General features: G+C 37.4%; 23 protein-coding genes. 8 read left to right on the top strand and 15 right to left on the bottom strand.

The features are described 5' to 3' along the window. Positions 1-3 precede the first annotated feature (3 nt). On the top strand, positions 4-432 hold the full coding sequence (locus RBH95_RS10120) for a hypothetical protein (RefSeq protein ID WP_307899473.1): 429 nt from the start codon (positions 4-6) through the stop codon (positions 430-432). Here the strand turns inward: RBH95_RS10120 and RBH95_RS10125 are convergent. The 8 genes from RBH95_RS10125 to lon all read right to left on the bottom strand — a co-directional run bounded on the left by RBH95_RS10125 (position 419) and on the right by lon (position 9,925). Further along, the gene (locus RBH95_RS10125; protein WP_307899474.1) at positions 419-1,327 is read right to left on the bottom strand and encodes a ribonuclease Z; all 909 of its coding nucleotides are present in this window, start codon (positions 1,325-1,327) and stop codon (positions 419-421) included. The two genes, RBH95_RS10120 and RBH95_RS10125, sit on opposite strands and share 14 nt — an antisense overlap. Before the next feature lie 261 nt (positions 1,328-1,588). Beyond that, positions 1,589-1,921, bottom strand: coding sequence for a ribonuclease Z (locus tag RBH95_RS10130; protein ID WP_307899475.1), 333 nt, complete (start codon positions 1,919-1,921; stop codon positions 1,589-1,591). 5 nt (positions 1,922-1,926) lie between these two features. Then, complete coding sequence (locus RBH95_RS10135) at positions 1,927-2,856, bottom strand: aspartate carbamoyltransferase catalytic subunit (RefSeq protein WP_307899476.1); 930 nt, start codon at positions 2,854-2,856, stop codon at positions 1,927-1,929. A gap of 65 nt (positions 2,857-2,921) precedes the next feature. After that, the gene (gene pyrR, locus RBH95_RS10140) at positions 2,922-3,473 is read right to left on the bottom strand and encodes a bifunctional pyr operon transcriptional regulator/uracil phosphoribosyltransferase PyrR (RefSeq protein WP_307899477.1); all 552 of its coding nucleotides are present in this window, start codon (positions 3,471-3,473) and stop codon (positions 2,922-2,924) included. Positions 3,474-3,603: 130 nt separating this feature from the next. Continuing rightward, the gene (gene rpsA, locus RBH95_RS10145) at positions 3,604-5,433 is read right to left on the bottom strand and encodes a 30S ribosomal protein S1 (protein WP_307899478.1); all 1,830 of its coding nucleotides are present in this window, start codon (positions 5,431-5,433) and stop codon (positions 3,604-3,606) included. A 208-nt stretch (positions 5,434-5,641) separates the two neighbouring features. Then, positions 5,642-6,340, bottom strand: a complete 699-nt coding sequence (gene cmk, locus RBH95_RS10150; protein ID WP_307899479.1) for a (d)CMP kinase — start codon at positions 6,338-6,340, stop codon at positions 5,642-5,644. Continuing rightward, a complete protein-coding gene (gene porQ / locus RBH95_RS10155; protein WP_307899480.1) occupies positions 6,340-7,359 on the bottom strand; it encodes a type IX secretion system protein PorQ in 1,020 nt (339 codons plus the stop codon). The genes cmk and porQ overlap by 1 nt, the downstream gene beginning before the upstream one ends. Positions 7,360-7,474: 115 nt before the next feature. Further along, entirely contained in the window at positions 7,475-9,925 is a 2,451-nt protein-coding gene (gene lon, locus RBH95_RS10160) for an endopeptidase La (RefSeq protein ID WP_307899481.1), read from the bottom strand. A 228-nt stretch (positions 9,926-10,153) separates the two neighbouring features. Between lon and RBH95_RS10165 the strand changes: the two genes are divergently transcribed. The 4 genes from RBH95_RS10165 to RBH95_RS10180 are packed head-to-tail and all read left to right on the top strand — an operon-like array spanning position 10,154 to position 13,076. Further along, positions 10,154-10,714: an RNA polymerase sigma factor gene (locus RBH95_RS10165; RefSeq protein ID WP_307899482.1), complete on the top strand. Its 561-nt coding sequence runs from the start codon at positions 10,154-10,156 to the stop codon at positions 10,712-10,714. Between the two features lie 8 nt (positions 10,715-10,722). Then, a complete protein-coding gene (locus RBH95_RS10170; protein ID WP_307899483.1) occupies positions 10,723-11,289 on the top strand; it encodes a hypothetical protein in 567 nt (188 codons plus the stop codon). Further along, on the top strand, positions 11,267-12,361 hold the full coding sequence (locus tag RBH95_RS10175; RefSeq protein ID WP_307899484.1) for a hypothetical protein: 1,095 nt from the start codon (positions 11,267-11,269) through the stop codon (positions 12,359-12,361). The genes RBH95_RS10170 and RBH95_RS10175 overlap by 23 nt, the downstream gene beginning before the upstream one ends. Before the next feature lie 4 nt (positions 12,362-12,365). Further along, positions 12,366-13,076, top strand: coding sequence for a head GIN domain-containing protein (locus RBH95_RS10180; protein ID WP_307899485.1), 711 nt, complete (start codon positions 12,366-12,368; stop codon positions 13,074-13,076). 36 nt (positions 13,077-13,112) lie between these two features. On the opposite strand, the gene RBH95_RS10185 is transcribed toward RBH95_RS10180, so the two are convergent. Further along, positions 13,113-14,198: an AMP-binding protein gene (locus RBH95_RS10185; protein ID WP_307899486.1), complete on the bottom strand. Its 1,086-nt coding sequence runs from the start codon at positions 14,196-14,198 to the stop codon at positions 13,113-13,115. Positions 14,199-14,279: 81 nt separating this feature from the next. On the opposite strand from RBH95_RS10185, the gene RBH95_RS10190 reads away from it, so the two are divergent. Both RBH95_RS10190 and RBH95_RS10195 read left to right on the top strand, forming a co-directional pair. Further along, a complete protein-coding gene (locus RBH95_RS10190) occupies positions 14,280-16,184 on the top strand; it encodes a DUF3857 domain-containing protein (RefSeq protein ID WP_307899487.1) in 1,905 nt (634 codons plus the stop codon). Beyond that, entirely contained in the window at positions 16,184-18,115 is a 1,932-nt protein-coding gene (locus RBH95_RS10195) for a DUF3857 domain-containing protein (RefSeq protein WP_307899488.1), read from the top strand. Before RBH95_RS10190 ends, RBH95_RS10195 begins: the two co-directional genes overlap by 1 nt. A 49-nt stretch (positions 18,116-18,164) precedes the next feature. Here RBH95_RS10195 and RBH95_RS10200 read toward each other — a convergent pair whose 3' ends face one another. Genes RBH95_RS10200 through RBH95_RS10210 form a run of 3 tightly spaced genes read right to left on the bottom strand, consistent with a single transcriptional unit; the run spans position 18,165 to position 20,878 of the window. Continuing rightward, entirely contained in the window at positions 18,165-19,121 is a 957-nt protein-coding gene (locus tag RBH95_RS10200) for a CPBP family intramembrane glutamic endopeptidase (RefSeq protein WP_307899490.1), read from the bottom strand. Positions 19,122-19,124: 3 nt separating this feature from the next. Then, complete coding sequence (locus RBH95_RS10205) at positions 19,125-20,159, bottom strand: o-succinylbenzoate synthase (protein ID WP_307899491.1); 1,035 nt, start codon at positions 20,157-20,159, stop codon at positions 19,125-19,127. Positions 20,160-20,182: 23 nt separating this feature from the next. After that, positions 20,183-20,878 (bottom strand): DUF2490 domain-containing protein, encoded by a 696-nt coding sequence (locus RBH95_RS10210; protein WP_307899492.1) that lies wholly within the window; start codon positions 20,876-20,878, stop codon positions 20,183-20,185. Positions 20,879-20,957: 79 nt separating this feature from the next. Between RBH95_RS10210 and RBH95_RS10215 the strand changes: the two genes are divergently transcribed. Continuing rightward, positions 20,958-21,866 (top strand): sterol desaturase family protein, encoded by a 909-nt coding sequence (locus RBH95_RS10215; RefSeq protein ID WP_307899493.1) that lies wholly within the window; start codon positions 20,958-20,960, stop codon positions 21,864-21,866. A 35-nt stretch (positions 21,867-21,901) separates the two neighbouring features. On the opposite strand, the gene RBH95_RS10220 is transcribed toward RBH95_RS10215, so the two are convergent. The 3 genes from RBH95_RS10220 to RBH95_RS10230 all read right to left on the bottom strand — a co-directional run bounded on the left by RBH95_RS10220 (position 21,902) and on the right by RBH95_RS10230 (position 24,517). Beyond that, the gene (locus RBH95_RS10220; RefSeq protein WP_307899494.1) at positions 21,902-22,579 is read right to left on the bottom strand and encodes a metal-dependent hydrolase; all 678 of its coding nucleotides are present in this window, start codon (positions 22,577-22,579) and stop codon (positions 21,902-21,904) included. A 178-nt stretch (positions 22,580-22,757) separates the two neighbouring features. Further along, positions 22,758-23,660 carry a 1,4-dihydroxy-2-naphthoate octaprenyltransferase gene (gene menA / locus RBH95_RS10225; RefSeq protein ID WP_307899495.1) on the bottom strand — a complete coding sequence of 301 codons (903 nt, stop codon included), beginning with the start codon at positions 23,658-23,660 and terminating at the stop codon, positions 22,758-22,760. A gap of 17 nt (positions 23,661-23,677) precedes the next feature. After that, on the bottom strand, positions 23,678-24,517 hold the full coding sequence (locus RBH95_RS10230) for a 1,4-dihydroxy-2-naphthoyl-CoA synthase (protein ID WP_053977665.1): 840 nt from the start codon (positions 24,515-24,517) through the stop codon (positions 23,678-23,680). Positions 24,518-24,625: the final 108 nt, after the last annotated feature.

Consider the following 24,625-nt stretch of genomic DNA (forward strand, 5'->3'; position numbering starts at 1 on the left):
TAAATGAGATTTGAAGACAGTAAATATTTTCACCAATTTAAACATGTAAAAGTAGAATTTTCCTTTGGGAATATATACTTTTTCGACAAATTTATCCTTTCTGAAATCAATGAGGGCGTCCATTTTGATTGGGAGAAAATTGAAGAAGTAATCGCCTTGGCTCAAGATCATTACGGTCCTCATTTTAAAATTGCCTATATCTCCAACAGAGTAAATTCTTATTCTTTAGATCCGCATTCCTGGAGTAGGTTTCAAGATGAATTAGACCATATTGTTGCTAGTGCTATTGTTTACTACTCCTACATCAACTTTATGAACGCCTCTATAGAAAAGTTGTTCTCACCGGCTAGTATGAAGCGTTGCGAAACCTTGGAAGAGGCTTTTGAATGGATTCATAGTTTGAGGGAATTTCAGTACATTAATCAAAACTAAAACTCTTGCCGTCTTCAGCTAATAGCACCTTTTTGAACACTGTCTGAGCTTCCTCTTTAAACGCATTCAAATTATCATACCGTGTGGAATAATGTCCTAAAATAAGTGTTTCCACATTACTTTTCTTGGCTATTGTTGCGGCCTCTATAGCTGTAGAATGTTTGGTTTTAGGAGCTAGGTGTCCATGCTTTTCCAAAAAGGTCGATTCATGATATAATACAGAAACATTTTCAATAATTGGAATTATTTTCTCATTATAAGCAGTATCACTACAAAACGCATAGCTTTTGGGGGCCGCTGGTGGTTTGGTTACACTGGCATTCTTTACCAAATTTCCCTTATTATCAAAAATATCATGGCCTTGCTTTAGCTTTCTGTAATATGCTACATCGATATCTTCATTCAGCACAGCATTCATATCCAATTTCCGCTCTCCTTCCTTTTCCTTAAACAAAAAGCCATTAGTATAAACCCTATGTGTTAAAGGGATGGTATGTACTTCTACTAAATCGTCTTCATAAATTAATTCAGATTCAGTTGAAGTCAATTCATGAAAGATTAAGCGGTAATTGGTCCAGGAATCTGCCAATTTCATTTGCAAAGTAATGACTTCTTTAATTCCTTTTGGCCCGTAAATATGAAGGTCTGTTTCCCTAGTCAACAACCTAAACGTAGAAATCAAACCTACCAAACCAAAAAAATGATCGCCATGCAAATGCGAAATAAAAATATGTTTGATTCGTGCAAACTTCACCCTGTTTTTACGTAATTGCACTTGAGTTCCTTCTCCACAGTCTATCAAAAACATATGGTTTCTAATTTCCAAAACCTGAGCTGTTGGATTGGTGTTGGCTCTTGGTGTTGCACTGTAACAACCGAGTATTGTAAGTTTCAAAATATTGCTAAAATTTATAGATTTCTGAAATGCCTAACCTCTTGTCCAAGGAAATGAAAGGGAACATATGGGTGTTCTCCAAACAATTATTTCCTAAGAATGATTGACATCTGAAATTTCCGAATTTTTTATGGAACCATCAATTTTTCTTATTATTTAAATCTTGCCATCAAAACAAGTGAAATTCCCATTAAGTTATAAAACAAAAAACCAGCAAGTTAATTTGCTGGCTTTATTTCTGTATTGTTATAATCTTACGTCCTAAATTCCTAAGTCACGTTCCATTTCCTCCATTTCAATAATGTCGTAGGCCTCTTTCATAGTTGGCACTACCATAATCTCATCGGGCATTTCATTGAAGTCCACCTTATCCGTTACTAAAACAAATGAATGTTTAGACCCTCTATGCCTGTTGGAGATTTCCAAAAATTCCACCACCTGTTCCAGTGGAATTTTATTTAAACTAGTTAAGTTCACTATAACATTGTCATTCTTGAAGCGCTCATAGAGCACGCCCAATTTCTTTACTAATTCTTGGGGGGTAGCCTTTTCCTGCGTAATGATGGTAATGTTTTCGTCTTTGTCAAAAATCATGATTGTTAGTGTTTAATTTTAGAAGCTAATAAATAAATTACAGCCATCCTAACAGCCACTCCATTTTGAACTTGATCCAAGATAATGGCTTGCTTAGAATCTGCAACATCACTCGTGATTTCTACACCACGGTTAATAGGTCCTGGGTGCATAATGGTAATCTCTTTGTCCAAAGAGTCCAATAATGCCTTGTTAACACCATACTGTTGAGTATATTCTCTAGTAGACGGGAAATAGCTTATGTCCATGCGCTCATTTTGCACCCTTAGCATATTGGCAACATCACACCAATTTAAGGCTTTGCGCAAATTAGTTTCAACCTTTACTCCTAATTTATCGATATATTTTGGAATCAATGTTTTTGGTCCACAAACCATTACATTGGCTCCCTGCAACTGCAATGCAAATATGTTGGAAAGCGCTACACGGCTGTGCAAGATATCTCCAACAATTACTACATTTTTACCTCCAACATCGCCAAGTCGCTCTCTAATGGAATAAGAATCCAACAAAGCCTGAGTAGGATGTTCATGGGCTCCATCTCCGGCATTTACAATGCTGGCATTTACATGCTTCGATAAAAACACGCCTGCCCCTGGGTTGGGATGTCTCATTACAACCATATCAACCTTCATGGACAGAATGTTGTTTACGGTATCAATAAGGGTTTCTCCCTTTTTAACTGAAGACTGCGCCGCAGAGAAGTTAATAACGTCTGCTGAAAGCCTCTTTTCTGCCAGTTCAAAAGACAACTTAGTCCTTGTTGAATTTTCAAAAAACAGGTTAGCAATAGTAATGTCCCTGAGCGAAGGCACCTTTTTTATAGGCCTATTGATAACTTCTTTGAAGTGATCGGCAGTTTCAAAAATCAATTGAATATCTTGAGAGTTTAGATATTTAATTCCCAATAAGTGGTTGACACTTAACTCGCTCATAGATTTTATTGTTTTCCCCATTACACTGGGGCTGATAATTTAAATTCGGTTATTCTTTCAAAAGTTTACTCGGCAACTTCCTTCTCTATTAAATACACAGAGTCTTCCCCTTCATTTTCCTTCCAGTTTACCTTGACTTTTTCTTTATTGATGGCATCTACCTGACGGCCGCTATAGGTTGGCTGAATTGGCAAGTGTCGGCTAAAACGACGATCTATCAGGGTCAATAATTCAATGTCCTTGGGCCTTCCAAAGGACTGTATTGCTGTTAAGGCGGCTCTTATACTTCTACCGGTGTACAGCACATCATCAATAAACACAATATTTTTACCCTCTACCAAAAAGTTGATTTCGGTAGTGTTGGCTTCCAAGGTTTTGTCACCTCTTCTAAAGTCGTCTCTAAAAAAGGTAATGTCTAAAAATCCTAATTGCAGATGCTCTACTTGGTATTCTTCCTGCAACATTTTAGCCAAACGTTGTGCCATAAACTTTCCTCGAGGTTGAATCCCTATAAGGACAGTATCGGTAAAATTATTATGATTTTCAATGAGTTGACAGGCCAATCGATGTAGAATGATATTAACCTCTTTAGCATTAAGTAATACTTTTTGACTCATATTGTTTCCAAAGGTATTTGGATTACAAATTTAAGCTAAAAAATCCTTGTACACAATGTAGATTTTGGATTTAGGCCATAAAAAAAGCCTTCAGATTTCTGAAGGCTTTTTAGGCTTAATGCGGTTTGAATTATTTCTTACCGTCCATTTTATCTTTAAGTGCCTGTAATGCGTCATTAGCATCTCCTAAAGTAGGTTTTGCTTCTGCAGCTTGTGCTTCTGCTTTTTCAGCAGCAGCTCTTACGTTGGCAGCTTCTTCAGCTCTAAAGATAGCAGTGTGAGAGGCTACAACACGCTTGAATTCTTTATTGAACTCAATAATTTTGAATTCAGCTTCTTCACCTTTCTTAAGTTTCTTACCATCTTCTTTTTCTAAGTGACGAGCAGGAACGAATGCTACGATATCCTCATTGAACTCTACAGTAGCCCCTTTATCTACGATTTCAGAGATTTCTGCTTTGTGAGTTGTGTTGATCGCGAACTCAGTTTCGTACTTATCCCAAGGATTGTCTGTTGTTTGTTTGTGACCTAAACTTAGTTTACGTCCTTCAACATCCAATTCCAATACTACAACGTCTAACTTGTCTCCTACGTTACAGAACTCACTTGGGTGCTTGATTTTCTTAGTCCAAGATAAATCAGAGATGTAGATCAATCCGTCAATACCTTCTTCCAATTCTACAAATACACCAAAGTTTGTAAAGTTACGCACGATACCTGTGTGGTGAGAACCTACAGGGTACTTAGAAGTAATGTCTGTCCATGGATCTGGAGTCAATTGCTTGATACCAAGAGACATCTTACGATCTTCTCTATCCAAAGTCAAGATAACTGCTTCGATTTCATCTCCAACAGATACAAAATCTTGAGCAGAACGCAAGTGAGTAGACCAAGACATTTCAGAAACGTGAACCAATCCTTCAACACCGTCAGCTACTTCGATAAATGCACCGTAATCTGCAATTACAACTACTTTACCTTTTACTTTATCTCCTACTTTAACGTCTTCTCCAAGCGCTTCCCAAGGGTGCTTGCTCAACTGCTTCAATCCTAATTGGATTCTTGATTTGTTTTCATCAAAATCAAGGATTACAACGTTAAGTTTTTGGTCTAGTTCCACAATTTCGTTCGGGTGGTTAATTCTTGACCAAGAAAGGTCTGTAATGTGAATTAATCCATCTACACCACCAAGATCAATAAACACACCGTAAGATGTAATGTTTTTAACAACACCTTCCAATACTTGACCTTTTTCTAACTGACCGATGATTTCTTTTTTCTGTTCTTCGATGTCAGCTTCGATAAGTGCTTTGTGAGATACTACTATGTTCTTAAATTCGTGGTTGATCTTAACAACTTTGAATTCCATAGTTTTATTTACATATTGATCGTAATCTCTAATTGGCTTCACGTCGATTTGAGAACCTGGCAAGAATGCTTCGATTCCGAATACGTCAACGATCATACCACCTTTAGTTCTACATTTAACGAAACCGTTAACGATTTCTCCACTTTCGTGAGCAGCGTTAACACGATCCCAAGCTTTGATTACACGAGCTTTACGGTGAGACAACACCAATTGTCCAGTAGCATCTTCACGAACATCGATCAATACTTCTACTTTGTCACCAACTTTAAGGTTAGGGTTGTAACGAAACTCGTTTAAAGAGATTACACCTTCAGACTTAGCGTTGATGTCGATGATAGCGTCACGATCTGTAATGTGAACTACTACACCTTCTACAACTTCATCATCTAAAGTGTCAACGAAATTTTCAGAAACTAATTTTTCAAATTCTTGTAATTGTTGATCGTCAACTTGGTCAATTCCTTCTTCGTAATTGTGCCAGTTGAAATCTTTTAAGAATTTTTCTGGGTTTGCTTGAGCTTCAGATACTGGAGCCTTAACAGTTTTAGCTTCAGTTGCTTCAACTTCTGCTTGTTTTGCGTTTTCAGCCATGTGCTGATAATAATTTGTATTCTGTATATTTGAAAAGTGTCATGCGGAAACACACAGAAGAATTATTGTTTATTTTTTTAAAAGTCCTTTTTTACTTTTCCAATCCGCCAAAAAGGAGTGCAAAAATACAACTATAAAACAAAATAAACAAACAATTCACTCAAAGGATAAACTTCTGATTTTAAATAATTAAAAAGAAGGATTTCTATTAGCTATTTTTTATAGAAATAGCCTTTTGTGCCAGATCTAAAATTTTATCGAACTGCTCTTGCAAGCTCAAGTAAGAATTATCAATTAAGATCGCGTCGTCAGCCTGCACAAGCGGTGAATCTTTTCTAGTAGAGTCCAAATGATCACGTGTTTGCACATTTTGCAACACCGATTCATAATCTACCTCATCCCCACGTTGCACCAACTCGTCATAACGACGTCGGGCTCTTGTTTCGGGAGAAGCTGTCATGAAAATTTTCAATTCAGCATTTGGGAATACCACAGTACCAATATCACGGCCATCCATAACAACCCCCTTATCCTCTCCTATTTTACGCTGCAAAGCCACTTGCTTTTCGCGAACTTCCGGCACCGCAGCAATTTGGCTAACCAAATTGGAGACTTCTAACGTCCTGATATCTTTTTCTACATTTATGCCGTTAAGATACACTTCGGCATACCCTAATTCTGGATTGAATTGAAATGAAATTGAAATATCTTCCAATTGATTTAACAGCCCTTCTTTATTGAAATTTGTTTCATCAATAAAATTATTCCTCATAGCATAAAGCGTCACCGCTCTATACATAGCACCTGAATCCACATAAACATAACCTAAGGCCTTGGCCAATGATTTTGCTACTGTACTTTTACCTGTTGAAGAAAAGCCATCAATGGCTATGGTGATATTCTGCATTATCTCAAATCTATTTGCAACCCAAAAAAATTAGTGTTTGAAGCACTGGTATATCTGGCATGGGTATAACTGAATCTTAATTTATTAAGTTTCAAGCCAACTCCAAAGGATAATCCCGAAAAATTACGCTGATCTTCAATACGCAACTCCTCCGATCGTCTAAAGTTATAGCCTAATCTTAAATTAAACCCTCGATCTGGAAACAGTTCTGCCGCCACAATAGTATGCCGCAATACTTGGTTGAAAAAACCAACCTTTTCTTGAGTTTGGTTGCCTTCCAAATCGGTAGTGGCTCTTGCTGGGTTTGAAACCCCAATGGGCCATTCCTGTAAATTCTCGAACGTTAAATGCCAACGTAATGGGACATTCTCCAATTGTTGCGACAATCCCAAATTCACTTCTAAAGGAAGGTTTTCATTTTGTCCGGCATAGGTTTTCAACTGAGCTCCTGCATTTCTAACCGTTATAGCCGCATTAAATCCTAAATCTTCATCGATATAAATCACCCCTAAATCTACCGCAGCCCCAATAGAGTTGTACTGCTCTAGTTTGGAGGTAATAAACTTTACATTCGCACCAAAATAAAAATCCGAATACCCTATTTGCCTTGCATACCCAAAGGATATTGCTGCTTCGTTTCCAGAAAAAGAACCTGTAGACACTCCATTTTCATCATAGCCATCAAAATCGCCATAATTAATGTAGGTAACTCCCATATGAAAGGTTTGCACCCTGCGGTCCCAAGTGTAAGCATAGGCACCTGTTCCATAACTGATCCCTCCTAAATAACTACTGTAGTTAAGAGCTAACTGATTATCCATTTCATTATTGATAGTTGCAGGGTTATAGATAGCTCCCGTAACATCATAATCGTAGTTGGTAATGACCTTTCCTCCTAAAGCGGCTTGCCTTGGAGAAGACACAAGATTTAGAAATTGATAGGTAGATTCACCGCCTAATTGCGAGTAAATGGTTGATACAGTGAAAAGACAAAAAAAAGTGGTAAACCTCTTTAGCATAGGTGTGCAAAGTAAACAAATCTTACTTAAAACGAATGCATGTTTGATTTATTTTTCTTGCATAAAAAAACCTCAATTTTCATTGAGGTTTTTTTATTGATTTAGACTCTTTTCATTACAAAGTCTTTGCATTATCCACTTTTTGATTGGTAAGTGCCAACTTAAGCACTTCACTCATATCAGTAACATAATGGAACTTAAGACCTTTTAAGTATTCGGCCTTTATTTCTTCAATATCACGTCTGTTTTCTTCACACAGTAAAATTTCTTTGATTCTAGCGCGTTTAGCCGCCAATATCTTTTCCTTGATACCACCAACTGGCAAAACTTTTCCTCTTAAAGTAATCTCCCCAGTCATAGCCAAACTATTCTTCACTTTTCGTTGTGTGAACAACGACACCAATGATGTCAACATCGTCACCCCGGCACTTGGCCCATCCTTAGGCGTGGCTCCTTCCGGCACGTGGATATGCACATTGTATTTATCAAAAACATCTGGATTAATATCAAATTCTTCGGCATGTGCTTTGATGTATTCCATGGCAATAGTAGCCGACTCTTTCATGACCTTACCTAAATTACCAGTAATACTTAAATTCCCTTTTCCTTTAGATAAAATAGATTCTATAAAGAGAATATCTCCCCCTACACTTGTCCAAGCCAAACCGGTTACTACACCGGCAACATTGTTGTTTTCATATTTATCACGCTCCAATCGTGGCGCCCCCAAAACCTTGATAATATCTTCATTGGTCACCTTGACATTATAGGATTCCTCCATGGCGATGTTTTTGGCCGCATGCCTTACCATTTTGGCAATCTGTTTTTCCAATCCTCTCACCCCAGATTCGCGTGTGTACCCTTCTACAATTTTTTCTAATTGCGGCTTAGCTATTTTCAAATCTTTAGTTGAGAGTCCATGTTCCTCTAATTGTTTAGGCAACAAGTGGCGTTTAGCAATCTCCACTTTTTCTTCAATAGTATATCCGCTTACGTTGATAATTTCCATTCTATCCCTCAACGCAGGCTGAATAGTATTAAGGCTATTGGATGTAGCAATAAACATAACTTTGGAAAGGTCATAGCCCATTTCCAAGAAATTGTCGTAGAACTCACTGTTTTGCTCTGGGTCCAACACTTCCAGCATTGCGGAAGATGGATCTCCTTGATGACTATTGGATAATTTATCTATTTCATCCAAAACAAATACGGGATTGGAAGTCCCCGCCTTTTTAAGACTTTGCAGGATTCTACCAGGCATAGCTCCAATATAGGTTTTACGGTGCCCTCTAATTTCGGCTTCGTCACGTAAACCACCTAATGACATTCTTACATACTCTCTACCCAATGCCTCGGCAATAGATTTCCCCAAAGAAGTTTTCCCCACACCCGGAGGTCCGTACAAACACAAAATAGGAGATTTCATATCGTTACGCAGTTTTAACACCGCTAAGTACTCCACAATTCTATCCTTAACATCATCAAGTCCATAATGGTCTCGATCCAAGATTTTTCTAGCACGTTTTAAATCGAAGTTATCCTTGCTATATTCGTTCCATGGTAAATCCAAGAACAAATCCAAGTAGTTACGCTGAATAGAATATTCGGCTACCTGAGGATTCATACGTTGCAATTTGGAAACTTCCTTATTGAAATGCTCCTCTACATCTTCAGTCCAAACCTTATCTCTGGCACGCAATTTCATTTCCTCAATTTCCTCTTCATATGATGTACCACCAAGCTCTTCCTGAATGGTTTTCATTTGCTGATGAAGGAAATACTCGCGTTGCTGTTGGTTCATATCACTTTGAACCTTGGACTGAATATCGTTTTTAAGCTCCAATTTTTGAAACTCGATATTCATATATTTTAGGGTCGCCAAAGCACGCTCCTTCAAATCGTTTATTTCAAGAAGCTTTTGTTTTTCTTCCACAGAAAGATTCATATTGGAAGACACAAAATTCACCAAGAAGGAATTGCTTTCAATGTTTTTGATCGCAAAGCTTGCCTCTGTTGGAATATTTGGACTTTCCTTGATAATTTGAAGCGCTAAATCTTTAATGGACTCAATTATCGCGGAAAATTCAGCATTATTGGGAGCTGGCTTTGCCTCTGATAAATCCTGGATCGTTGCCGTCATGTAAGGCTCCTCACTAACCACTTCGTTAATTTCAAAACGTTTTTTACCTTGAATGATAATGGTCGTATTTCCGTCAGGCATCTTTAATACCTTTAAGATTTTAGCTACAGTCCCCGTTTTGAAAATATCCTTTGCACTAGGATCCTCTACATTTTCATCCTTTTGGGATACCACACCAATTACCTTACCTCCGTTATTGGCATCGTTAATCAACTTAATGGATTTATCACGACCGGCGGTAATAGGAATCACAACACCAGGAAATAATACCGTATTCCTTAGCGGCAATATTGGCAATGATTCCGGTAGGACTTCATTATTGATTTCTGCCTCATCCTCAGGGGTCATTAAAGGAATTAACTCTGAATTTTCATCGAACTCCTGAAATGACAAACTGTCAAGACTTAAAAAATTAGATTTCGCCATAGATATATTTTGGTCATTCTGTCACCTCTTTAGTAACCGAATTTACATTTTACTTACGTTAAACAAAATTAAACACATACTGCAAACCAATGTTTTAGCATGTTTTCATATTATTTTCTGCTATATTTATTCAATAGTTATGCCATTGCTAAAAAAATACAACAGATTTTTTTAGCAAACTGTAACAAATTCCTTTCAACGCCATCTTTATACTAAACAATTGTTTTTTTGACCTTGACCAAGCAAAATATAGAGCAACTATTACAACTCTGCAATAAAGGCAACCAAAAAGCTCAAATGGAAGTCTATAACAGATATTACAGAGCCATGTACAATACTGCCTACAGAATTGTTCAAGACAAATATGAGGCTGAAGATATTATGCAAGAATCCTTTTTGACGGCTTTTACAAAACTGGACAGCTTGAAAGTTTACAGCACATTTGGAGCATGGTTAAAACGAATAACAATTAACAACAGTATCCACAGATACAACAAAAACAGTAAACATAATGATATCCATTTGGATGATGTCCTTTATAAAGTGGAAGACCAAAGTGGCATCACGGAAGATTATGAGTTTACCAACTTAAAAGCCAAACAGGTAATGGACACGATGAAAACCTTGAAGGAAAACTACAAAATATGTCTTACCCTTCATTTAGTTGAAGGCTACGACTATGAAGAAATTTCCGAAATCATGAATATTTCATATGCCAATTGCCGCACCATGATCTCTAGAGCTAAAGATAGCTTAAGACAAAAACTTCAGCTAATTGCTGAGCATTAAACAAAACGATGAAACGAGATAATCTAGACAAACTGTTTGACTCCATAAAGGACGATTTGGATTACGAGATGCCAAACCTTGGCCATCAAGGTCGTTTTTTGGAAAAGCTACAAACACAAAACCAAACTCCCCCTGTTGCCCAACCAAGGATGAAAGGTTCCTATTGGCAAAACGCGCTGGCAATTGCTGCTTCCATAGTTATTGCACTTGGACTATTTACTGTGTTCATGCAGAATCCGGAACCTAAAGATTTGGCCAGCGTGTCTCCAGAATTGTCTAAAACGCAAACATTTTTTACAGCTGCCATTGAGCAAGAACTAGCAACTCTAAAAAATGAACGGTCCCCGGAAACAGAAAAGCTCATTGATGATGCCTTAAAACAAATGGAGGTTCTAGAAAAAAAATATGAAACCTTAAAAATAGATTTAACACAAAGTGGCGATGATAAACGCGTAATCTACGCCATGATTTCAAACTTCCAAAGCAGAATAGATTTACTCAACGATGTTTTGGAGAACATAAAACAAGTAAAACAGTTAAAGCAAGAATACAATGAAAACCAAGTTACCATATAAACTCGTTATTGCCTTTTTATTGATATCGGCAGTGAGCATTGCTGGCAACTCCATGAACTGGAAAGGCAAGCATACCAAGGAAAAAACCATAAAAAAGGAATTTCCTGTAAGTCCAAACGCCCTGTTGAAAATAAATAACAGCTACGGCAACATTAATGTGGTTACCTATAGAGGTAGCACCACTACCATTGAAGTAAACATTAAAACCAACGGCAACGACCTTGATAAAGTAGAAGCTAAACTAGAGGACATTACAGTGGAATTTAATGCCACCTCAAACCTCGTAGAGGCCAAAACCATTTTCAACAAGAACAAATCGAAATCCTGGTGGAATTGGGGAAACAACAATAATGTCAATATGGAGATCAACTACCTAGTGAAATTGCCCATCACTAACAGTGTAGACCTCAATAACGACTATGGCTTTATAAACTTGGATAAACTTGAAGGAAGGGCAATGCTTAAATGTGATTACGGCAAAATTACCACCAAGGAACTCATGGCCGATGGCAATGAAATACGCTTTGATTACACCAAAAACAGTTATTTTGAATACATTAAAAGTGGAAAAATCAATGCCGACTACAGCGCTTTTACCGTAGCTAAATCCAAAGATCTGGACATTGTAGCGGATTACACAAAATCAGTTGTGGAAATTGCCGAAAATGTTAAGTACAATTGCGATTACGGTTCCATGACCATTGACAATATCAACAACGTACAGGGCAATGGAGACTATCTCACCACAAGAATTGGAAAGGTGTACAAAAATGTTTCCATTACTGCAGATTATGGTTCCCTAAAAATTGATGAAATGGCTTCTAATGCAGGAAATATTAATATCAAAACAGATTATGTAGGTATTACCATTGGTTATCAAGCAGGCTACAGTTTCAACTTTGAAATCGATTTGGAATACGCTTCATTAAGAGATGCCAACGAATTTCATTTTACTAAGGAAAGAGAAGAGTCTTCCAGAAATTATTACTTAGGGTATTATGGAGACGCCTCCTCCTCTAACAATATTAAAATTTCATCCGATTACGGAAGTGTCACATTCAAGAAAATATAACACCATGAAAAAATTAGTATTCTGTCTATTCGCAATTTTTGCCATAGGCACCACTCAAGCTCAAAAGAAAGTAAAGGGGAATGGTAGTGTAACCACTATCACCAGAACAACATCAGACTATAATACCATTAGCTGCGCGGGATCATTTGACTATATTTTGGTAAAAGGCACCGAAGGCCAAATAACCTTGGAAGGTGAAGCCAATTTACTCAACTACATTAGCACGGAAGTAAAAAACGACCGATTGATCATTAAAGTTGAAAACTCCGTTAACCTTAGAGGCAGTAAACCAATAAAAATCATCATTCCGTTCGAGGATATTGAAAAAGTTTCCTTTGCAGGTTCTGGAGATCTTTGGAACGAAGACACTATTGTCGCTAACCATTTTGATGTAGAAATGGCTGGCTCAGGAGATTTAAAACTTTCTGTTGAAGCCAATGCTGTTGAAGCTAGTTTGGCTGGATCTGGAGATTTGGTGTTATCCGGCAATACAACCTCACTTGAAGCTAGCGTAGCTGGTTCTGGAGACCTCAATGCCTATAAACTCATTTCAAACAATACGGATGTCTCGGTAGCAGGTTCTGGTGGAGCCAAAGTATATTCTAAGGAAGTCCTTAAAGCTCGTGTAGCCGGTTCTGGTTCCGTCAGCTACAAAGGCAATCCTGTAAAAGAAGACACCAAAGTTTCTGGATCTGGCCGAATTCGAAATAACTAATAATTTACTACATTGCACAAACAAGCAAAAAACCACTCATATGAGTGGTTTTTGTTTTGCATATTTCTTCAACAGCTCTAAGGTGTTTTTCCGTCTAATTTTACCAGAGATTGTTTCTTCAAAATGATCTACAACATAAACCGCTTTCGGTTTTTCATATTTATCAAGAGCCTTAAACGTAGATGGCGTAATGCTGCTATCGTCCTTCTCCACAACCAAAATCACTTTCTCTCCTAGAACTTCATCTTCTTCAGAAGAAATAAAAAAGCGTTGTCCTATGTTGGCATCCAATTTGGCTTCTATTTGCTCTGGAAATAACTTTACTCCTCCAGAATTGATAACATTATCAATGCGCCCAATAACATCAAACTCCTTTTCGGAATAGAGTTTTACAATATCATTGGTTACCATATTTTCAACCATCAAATCAGGGGCATCAATTACCAAACAACCTCTGCCATCTTGCGAAATCTCAATACCGTCCAAAACCTGAAAATGACCTTCATCCTTCAAATGATTCAATGGCTTTACGGCTATGTGACTTAAGGTTTCTGTCATACCGTAAGTTGCATACACTTTTCCTGGCAAATCTTCAATTAAAGGCATGAGCGTAGCAGGAAACGCCGCTCCTCCAACAATTAAGGTTTTTATATGATTTAAGCGCTCTATATTTTCTTTCACCTGCATAGGAATCATGGCACAAAAATCGTATTCCACTTGATCATCATAGGCAGGAAGCCTAGAAGGCGCCACAACATCCAATTCTAAACCTAAAATCAGAGCTCTTACCAACATCATTTTACCTGCAATAAAACTTGTAGGCAGACAATGCAGTGCCCTATCCCCTGGCGATAATTTGAAATAATTCCCCGTTGCCAATGCCGAATGCACCATGGCCTGTTTGCTAACCGAGACTATTTTAGGTGTTCCCGTAGAGCCCGACGTTTGCACTTCTACAGTATCTTTTTCGTCCAGCCAATCGAGCAAAAAATTACCGATGACGCGCTCATAAGTTTCCCCTTCCTTTATCAAACTATAACTCACTTCTTTAAGGTCCTCTTTATCATAACTAGAACCGTTGAGTTTGAATTTTAAATGTATCTTATCGTAAGTTGGAATCATTTTGGTATGGTATTAGATAAGCTAAAATTATACTATTTTTAACTGATTTTAAGTTAAAATTTAAAATTAAAAAAAATATATTTGAAAATTAAGAACGAATCTATGAACAAGACCCTATTACTCCTACTGTTAAGTCCCTTTTTCATATTTGCTCAAGATTTTTCTGACGAAGACTTCATTTACCTTAAACGTCATGAGCACATTAAGATTAAACTGAACGAACACCAGTTTGACATCTCCAATAACATCTCGGAACAGGCAGAATACCTTACTTCCAACAAGCTCTATTTTGCCAATGAATCTATGAGTTTTGACAGTTTTAGGACGATTGAGGACATTGAGGCCTACACCTACATTCCGAGTACCGATAAAAAAATAGCAGTCGACTATATTGAAACCAAAAGAGACTTTGACAATGGTGTGTTTTATAGCGACCAAGAGTCTAAAAGCTTTATTTTCCCTGCAGTCACCAAGGGTGCCATTACCAATTTAAGTTATAAGGAAATTATTAAGGATCCACATTTTCTGGGATTGTTCCGCTTTGGAACTTATGTACCAACCAAGAGCGCACAATTATCCATCGAATTTCCTAAAAATGTCACCATCGGACATATTGAATTCAATACAAATAACATTGATGTAGACTTCCAGAAAAAGGATTCCTCAAATGGTTACACCTATACCTGGACAGTTAATAACATTGAAGGATTTCAAGGAGAAGAAGATAGCGAATCTATGCTCTATTACCTTCCGCATATTATTGTGTATATCAAAAATTACACTGCAGACGGTAAAACATATAATGTATTAAACGATGTATCCGACCTTTATAAATGGTACAATTCTTTAGTAGAACAAATCGATGTTAACGACTTAAAAAAAGTATATGACATTGCCGATAACATCACAAAAGATCTAAAGACAAAACGCGAAAAAGCAGAAGCGATCTTCAATTGGGTTCAGGATAATATTACCTATGTAGCTTTTGAAGACGGATTAGGAGGGTTCATCCCAAGAGGAGCGGCCAGCGTTTGCGATAAACGATATGGTGACTGTAAAGACATGGCCAATTTACTTTATGAGATGCTTAATCACGTGGGGATTGAATCCTATCGCACTTGGATTGGCACAAGAGACCGTCAATATTCCTATCATGATGTTCCTACACCTATGGTAGACAACCACATGATCAACACGGCTATTGTAGAAAATGATACTATTTTTCTAGATGCCACAGACAGTTATGTGCCGTACGGTATGCCCAGTGGTTTCACTCAAACTAAAGAAGCTCTTTTAGGAATTGACAAGGACACTTTTAAAATCATTAAAGTCCCAGTGCAAGATGCTAGCAAAAGTATTTCAAAAGTGACCAGCGAGTTCATTTTGGATGACACCGCGGTAAAAGTTGCCGAAAAAAGAGAAATGACCGGATACGAAAAAGTCGATTTTATTGCTGACTATACCTTCAAAAAAAATGACAAAACCGATGAGGAGTTCTTGAACACCAACTTGGCCTTGGGTAATAACAAAACAAAATACACCAATATCAACAAGGCTAATTTTAATAACAAACAGACCCCACTAGTTCTTCAATACGATCTTAACATAGAAAACTATGCTAAAAATATAGGGAACAAAACCTACATCAATTTAAACATCGATAGAAGCTTATCCAAAAGTGGTATAGACCTTGAAGGCAGAAAATACAGTAAAAAAATCGATTACCACTTCGAGAAACAGTTTACAAGCCACTTAACCATACCAGAAGGCTACAAAGTAAGCTACATTCCAGAAGAATTGAGTTTTGAAAATCCTCATTACGGATATAAAATTACTTATGACGTAGAAGGCAATATTTTAACCCAGCACAAAAGCATCTACGTAAAAACCCTAAGCATCCAAAACGAAGAATTTGAAAGTTGGAACAGCTTCATTAAAAGCCTTATCAAAGCCTACAAGAAAAGTATAATACTAGAAAAACTATAATGATAAAAAAAGCTCTTTTTATACTGCTTCTTGCTACAAGCAGCAGTTTTGCACAGCAATTCAGAACCTATGATTGGGAAAAAAAACCCAAACTACATAAATTAACAGCCGAAGAAACCCAAGAATCTTCCATTGGGATCCTAAAAAAGCATATCGTTGAATATTCGGCTAATATCATGTCTCCAGAACCTAAGCGTTATGAAACCGAACACACCATTACTCGTGTGAACGATGAAAAGGGAATTGCCCGACACAATACCGTTTACATCCCCATGTACGAGGTAAAAAAGGTGGTAGACATTAAAGCCCGTACCATTAGCCCAAAAGGGAAAGTAACAGTCCTTAATCAAGAAAATATCAAAGAAGTTAAGAATGTTGATGAATACGGTGACTTTAAGATTTTTGCTATTGAGGGTGTAGAAAAAGGATCGGAAATTGAAGTTTTATACACCGTTGAAAAAGAATTTGATATGTATGGCGCCGAAACCATCCAGAGCAATTACAAAATCAAAGAAGCCCAATTTACCTTTATTACGGGAAGCTTAAATGCCAACATCAAGGCTTACCGAACCGATGCTAAGTTTGAAGACATTTCGGTTGACGGTAATAATGCAAAATCTCTAGTTATAAAAGACATTCCGGCTATGGTGGAGGAAGAATACTCCACTCCTGATGCCAATAAAATTGCAGTAGTTTACCAATGCTTTCCTAATGGACAGGACATTTCTCAAGAAATGTTCTGGACCAACGTTAGTTACAATGTAGGGACCAAATTCTTCCCTTCAGAAGTATCAGAAAAAGTAAATAAGGACCTTCCGATAATCACCGAAGGAAAAACAGAAATGTCTACATTTGAAAGAGCTTCTCGAGTAGATAATTTTATAAAAAGCAACTTCAACATTGTAAAAAACAACAACGAAGAACTCTCTAACCTAGATTACATTTTAGAAAACCGTTCCGCCAGTAGTTTTGGAATTTTAAAAGCTTATGCCAATTATTTAAAGGCTTTGGATGTTGAATATGAAGTAGTAATCACAGCCAGTAGATTTGAATATAAATTCGATCCTACATTTTTCATTCCAAGTATGCTAAGAGAATTTTTAATCTATTTACCTTCGGAGAAAAAATACATTGCTCCTGACCGTATAGAATATAGAGTTGGGGAGGCTCCTGCCAACCTACTTGGTAATTATGGACTGTATATCAAACGTGATTTGGGGCATTATTTCCAAAAAATTGAACAAACTGACCCCAACTATAGCCAAGTTAATCGCACAACAGATATAACCTTTAGCGAAGATATAGAAAGTGCAATAATAGAAATGCACCAAGAATACACCGGACATTGGTCTGCTACTAATAGAGCTATTTTAAGCCTTTCTACAGAACAAGGTATAAAAGAATTTAAAGAGTATTTAACTAGCTCTGGAGTTGAAGACAAGGAAGAAATCAGTTTTTCAACTGAAAACAATGACCTTAATCAAACCACGTACAACGTACCCTTTATTGTCAACTCTAAAGTATCCTCGGAATCCTTGATTGAAGACGCAGGAGACAGCTATATTTTTCAGGTTGGCCTTATCATAGGAACCCAAAGTGAACTGTATCAAGAAACCGAACGTGTGAACCCTATTGAAATGAGCTATCCAAACCAATACGACTACACCATTACAGTTCATATACCAGAAGGGTACACAGCAGAAGGTTTGAGCAGTTTAAACCTTAACAAAAGTTACAAAAACGAGAAAGGAGAAAAACAGGCAAAGTTTGAATCCAGCTATAAATTGGAGGGTAATAAAATTATTATCACCATACAGGAATTCTATAAAACGGTGGATTATGATTTAAATCGTTACGAGGAGTTTAGAGAAGTTATCAATGCCGCTTCCGACTTTAATAAAGCTGCCATTTTATTAAAGCCTGTGGAATAAATCATTATTATAATACATAAACAAAAAGCGACCATTTTGGTCGCTTTTTTTATTCAAGTATTTTATAGTCTTCGGCAGGAGGCTCTTCCACCGTTCCAAACAATTTCCCTTTCCAATCGGTCCAATTATACTTTTTAGCAAACACAAATAACAGTATTGGAAACAATATAAATACGGGAACAAACACATCCATAAAACCAGCTTCTGTTGGACTGGACATATCCTTTAATATAGAATGCGTTTGGAACGCTGTCCAATCGGCAGTTACCAATAAAGCCGTAAACAAATTATTGGCGGCATGGAAACCCAAAGCCAATTCCATTCCTTCATCCATTAAAGTAAGAATACCCAAAAACAAGCCTGTACCTATATAATAAATCATGATAATGTTACCTAATTGGGTTACTTCAGGATTGGCAATATGCAACCCTCCAAACACTACAGAGGTCATCAATAACGGCTTCCACTTGGATTTTGTAAGCACTCCAATGCCCTGCATTAAATACCCACGAAACAAATACTCTTCAAAACTAGTTTGAAGCGGCACCATTACAATAGCTACAGCACAAAGAATCAAAAACGGCACCAATTTGAAGTTTAGAACATAACCTTCCGGATTCATAAAGTAATCCAACAAGGACAATCCAGATGACACCATTCCCCAAAAAATGAAAGCAAACCAAAAACGCTTCCAATCAATTTTTGACCTACTAGTGGTTAACGAGCGAATGCTTTGATGATGAATGGTCTTTGCCACAAATAAAACACCTGCCAAACCGAAGGCAAAAGATAGCAGCATTAAAAATAAGTTTAAGTTAGGCTCCAACATAGTCATCATGGTTTTCTCATTCATATTGAACATGTCCATCCCTTGGTTGTGAGCTTCCAAAAAAACTGCTCCAGAAAAAGGTATTTGCCCAATAATAACTGCCATTACAATGAGTAAAACACCAATGGCATAGCGCCACCATTCGTGCAAAACTTTATAAGCTTGTGCTATATACATATGTTATAAATTAAAATTCCAGTTTAAAATGTTATTATAATACAAAGCCCCATTCTTGACTTCCAAAGGGCTTTCAAAATTGTTCGTAAACAAACTTCCCGTTCCCAAACCTTGTGGTAGTTGTTGATGTAGAGTATAGGTCCATTGCGCAATGGCATTCAAGCCAACATTACTTTCCAAAGCACTGGTTACCCACCAGCCTATTTGCCGTTCTTCAGCCATTGTAATCCATTCGTCACTTCCACTATATCCTCCTATAAAACTTGGCTTTAAAATGATGAATTGAGGCTTTACTACCTCCAAAAGTTGTGCTCTTTCATCAGTATCAAATACCCCAATCAACTCTTCATCCAATGCGATAGGCAAAGGCGTCTTTTCACACAAGGCTGCCATCTCTTCAAATTGCCCTTGTTTGATAGGTTGCTCTATGGAATGTAAATCCAAATCGGAAAGGCGTTTGAGCTTTTCTAATGCTTCCTGGGGAGAAAAGGCGCCATTGGCATCTACCCTAAGTTCTATATCCTTAGAGCTAAACTCTTTTCTGATAGACTGCAACAAACTAATTTCTGTATCGAAATCTATCGCACCAATTTTCATCTTGATGCAACCAAAACCAGCTTCAATTTTAGCAGCTATCTGTTGCTTCATAAAAGCTCCATCTCCCATCCATATCAAACCATTAATTGGAATAGCCGCTGTACCCGTTGTGAAATTGGTTTCAAACAGCAAAAAAGGTGAGGTGCTTGCCAAAGACCTAAAAGCCATTTCCAACCCAAATTGAATGCTAGGAAATTCTCGATTCTTTTCAAACAAGGCCTCCAAGCCCAATGCTATGTTATTGCAAGTCCATTGTAACTGACGCTCATAATCTGGTCGATCATCGATGCTCAACCCTCTTAAAATACCACACTCTCCCACTCCACGCTTTCCTTCGGATTCTAAGACTATAAACCAAGTCTCTTTAGTTCGTAAAACACCTCTAGAGGTACCACTGGGTTGCTTAAAATTTAAAATGTATTGATGATATGTTGCTTTCATATACTGGCAAAAATACACCTTAATTAAAACTTGTGGTGCATGCTTACCTGAAATTGTGCCTTGCCATTATTGGCCGTTTTTTGGTTCATCCAACCCAATTGAAAACGAATGGATTCATTCAACACATAACCAACACCCAAATAAGTTCGGTTCCTATCAAATAGTTCTACTTCTCTTCCGTCTCCAATATCTGTTTGGCCATTTATAAAGAGTTCGTTATATAATGCCGCATAAAAAACCTTAGGGCTCAATGTTTTTGCAGTGAAAGGAATATTTAGAAACAAATTGTAGCGGTAACGCGTTCTAAAATCCTGATCTTCCACAAAGCGCTGCTCATACCTAAATCGGTGCGTTAAATAAAAACGTCCTCCCACTTTATGGGGCAACAACGCTTCTTGATATATTCTACTTTCTGCACTGGTATCATTTGAATCTCCCAAAGCTCCAGTTGTAACATGAGCATATCCCAATGTAAACAATACATCTGCTTCCTTAGGTTTATAAGTAACCCCTGAGCGTAATAATAACTGCTCTAAATCGCCTATGATATTCCAATTGCGGTATTGTACATCCCCTTGAATCCCAAATTGACTATTTTGAAACTGGTGTTTGTAAAAATACATGTACCAACTCCCAGTTTGATTTGGGTTTTGACTAAACAAAAACTGACTTGTAGATATAAAGCATAGCAAAGCTAAAGCTCGCAAGGAAAAGGTCATAACAATAAAATTTTTAGGGAATATAAAATAAAAAAGACAATTAAAAATCTGTAATTTTAGAATTCAAATATCGCATTAAATGCCAGATTTTCCAAACATCATTCACTTTGCCATTCCAGTATTTATATTGGCCATGGGGCTAGAACTGTACGTTACAACCAAGCAAAATTTAAAAGGGTATCAAACCAAGGATGCCCTGTCTTCTATTGCCATGGGTATTGGCAACGTCCTGCTTGGATTTTTAAGTAAAGGAATTGTATTAATGGCCTTGTTTTACATATACAACCATTTTAGAGTCATGACGATTCCCATAACATGGTGGAGTTTTGTGTTACTGTTTTTTGCAGATGACTTTTCATACTATTGGTTCCACAGGGTTAGTCATGAGTGTCGATTATTTTGGGCTTCGCATGTGGTTCACCATTCCTCTGAGCACTACAACCTGAGCACAGCACTTAGGCAAACTTGGTCTGGAGGTTTCTATTCTTTTGTCTTTTGGTTGTGGTTGCCCCTAATGGGGTTTCACCCTGCTATGATTTTACTGCAAATGTCCATAAGCCTGCTCTATCAATTTTGGATTCACACAGAAACCATCCACAAAATGCCCAATTGGTTTGAAGCCATTATGAACACGCCCTCCCATCACCGAGTACACCATGGCAGTAACCCTTTGTATTTAGACCGAAACCATGCCGGAATACTTATCATTTGGGATAAATTGTTTGGAACGTTTCAACCAGAATTGGAGGATGAAAAAGTGACTTATGGATTGGTAAAGAATATCCATACCTATAACCCGTTTAAAATAGCATTTTTGGAATGGTTTCACATGTTTAAAGACTTCCTTCAAACAAAAATATCTTTGAAGGATAGGTTACGCTACTTAATAAAGCCTCCAGGTTGGCGACACGACGGCAGTGGAAAATTGAGTAATGACTTAAGAGCCGAGTGGCTTAAAAGAAAAACGCTAGACCAAAAATTACCCTAGCGTTTATGCTTTGATACTATAAAAATACTATCTTTTTAAAGCTCAATACTTTCTCCTATATCAAGAAGCATCAAATCCTTATTGGAATCAAAAAACTTGCGCTTGGCCTCTTCATGATCAATTTCTATATAACCAAAAGTATCGTAGTGATAACCTAATACCTTATCGCATTCTACAAAATCACTCGCCATAATGGCATCCTCCACATCCATGGTGAAATTATCCCCTATTGGCAATACAGCCAAATCCAATTTGGTTTTCATCGGAATTAATTTCATATCCATTGTTAAGGCCGTATCCCCTGCTATATAGATATTTTTATGTTCACCTTCAATCACAAATCCTCCTGGTTGACCTCCGTAACTACCATCCGGAAATGAAGATGTATGAATGGCATTCACATATTTAACCACACCAAATTCAAAATCCCATTTACCCCCATGGTTCATGGGGTGCACCTCAATACCTTTTGCCTCATAATGATTGGTTACTTCAAAATTTGAAACAATAATAGCATTGTTCTGCTTAGCAATAACTTCGGCATCCAAAGTATGGTCTTGATGGGCATGGGTCAGCAAAATATAATCGGCTTTGATCGTCTCTATATCAATATGATCTGCCTTAGGATTTCCTGTAATGAAAGGGTCCACAAGAATATGGACATCATTAACTTCTATTTTTAGGCAAGCATGCCCGTAAAATGTAATTTTCATGGAATAATTGGTTATTGAATTGTTGAAACAAAAAAACTCAGATAAATTTAACAATTTATCTGAGTTTCAAAGCCCCAAATTTTATTGCCAACATATAGCATAAATTGTTGACCTACAAAATTATTACTGTAAAGATACAATCAAATTACTGATTTACAACATTTTACAGTTAAAATTTTTATAAAATATGACCTATACCCAACAACAAAGAAAATACAAAGGTTGTTAATGCAAGAGGTTTCAACTGCTTGTCTAAATCTTCTGATGTTTTTGCCCTGTTAACACTAATCAAGTGCTTAACCAATGGAATAAAGGCCACTACAAAAATTAAGTTATATGGCGAATTATAATATAAAATACCAAATAATGCTGCACATAAAATAGCGCCACCAACTAAAACATAGTGGTATATTTTTGCCTTTTGCTTCCCTAATCTCACCGCTATCGTAATTTTATTGGATAAAGTATCGGAATCTATATCCCTCATATTATTCAAATTCAAAACTCCAATACTCAATAGGCCCAAAGCAATTGAAGGCAGCACCAATACATGATCCAAATGTTTAGCGTATAAAAAGTAACTTCCCATTACACTCACCAATCCAAAAAATATAAAGACGAACACATCTCCCAACCCCCTATAGCCATAGGCGGAGTTACCCATGGTATAATTAATTGCAGCATAGACGCAGGCAGCAGCCAACACGATAAACAAAATAGAATACAACAGGTATTCGTGCCCTAAAGCCACATAGATTAAGGACAAGGACAATACTATAACTACCAATATATTTATTTTAATGGCCTCCATCATTTGTGAAGGTGTTATACTGCCACTTTGTATAGCTCTTTGCGGTCCCAAACGGTTTTCATTGTCGGTTCCCTTTACCCCATCACCATAATCATTGGCCAAATTAGAAAGCACCTGAAATCCTACGGTTGTTAGCATGGCTAATACAAAAATGACGGTATCGAAAAGGCCATTATAGGCAGCCAAACAGCTTCCAATAATAATCCCGGATAAAGACAAAGGCAAGGTACGCAAACGAAATGCTGAAATCCAGCTGCTAAGTTTACTCATAAAATAGTACTAGCTAATTAAGGAATCCACTTTTTGTCGAAGTTAGGCTTACGCTTTTCCAAAAAGGCATTTCTACCTTCTTTAGCCTCATCTGTCATATAGGCCAAACGCGTCGCTTCTCCCGCAAATACTTGCTGCCCCACCATGCCGTCGTCGGTAAGGTTCATTGCGAATTTTAGCATTTTGATAGAGGTTGGGGATTTTGCCAATATTTCCTGTGCCCATTCAAAAGCGGTATCTTCCAATTCGGCATGAGGTATCACGGCATTTACCATTCCCATTTCAAAAGCTTCCTGAGCCGAATAATTCCTTCCTAAGAAGAAGATTTCTCTCGCCTTTTTCTGCCCTACCATTTTGGCCAAATAAGCTGAACCATAACCACCATCAAAACTGGTGACATCGGCATCGGTTTGTTTAAAGATGGCATGTTCCTTACTGGCAAGCGTTAAATCGCAAACCACATGCAAACTATGACCGCCACCAACAGCCCATCCGGGCACCACTGCAATCACTGCTTTGGGCATAAAACGAATCAAGCGTTGTACTTCCAAAATATTTAAACGATGGTAGCCATCCTCTCCAACATAGCCTTGATGCCCCCTAGCTTTTTGGTCTCCACCACTACAGAAAGAATACACACCATCCTTAGTCGACGGTCCCTCGGCAGATAATAATACTACGCCAATATTTACATCTTCGTTGGCATCGTAAAAAGCATCGTATAATTCACTTGTGGTCTTTGGCCTAAAGGCATTTCTTACATTCGGCCTATTGAATGCAATACGTGCAACCCCATCACATTTTTTATAGGTGATGTCTTCGTATTCCTTGGCCGTTTTCCAATTTATATTACTCATGATTATTAATTTCAGCGTAAAAATACATATTTACAACTAATATGAATTCATTTTTTTGGTAGGGAAAATCTCCCTTGTTAATTTTGCTTTGGTTGTTAGATTTTGTTA

The sequence above is a fragment of the Mangrovimonas sp. YM274 genome (assembly GCF_030908385.1).
Taxonomy (GTDB): Bacteria; Bacteroidota; Bacteroidia; order Flavobacteriales; family Flavobacteriaceae; genus Mangrovimonas_A.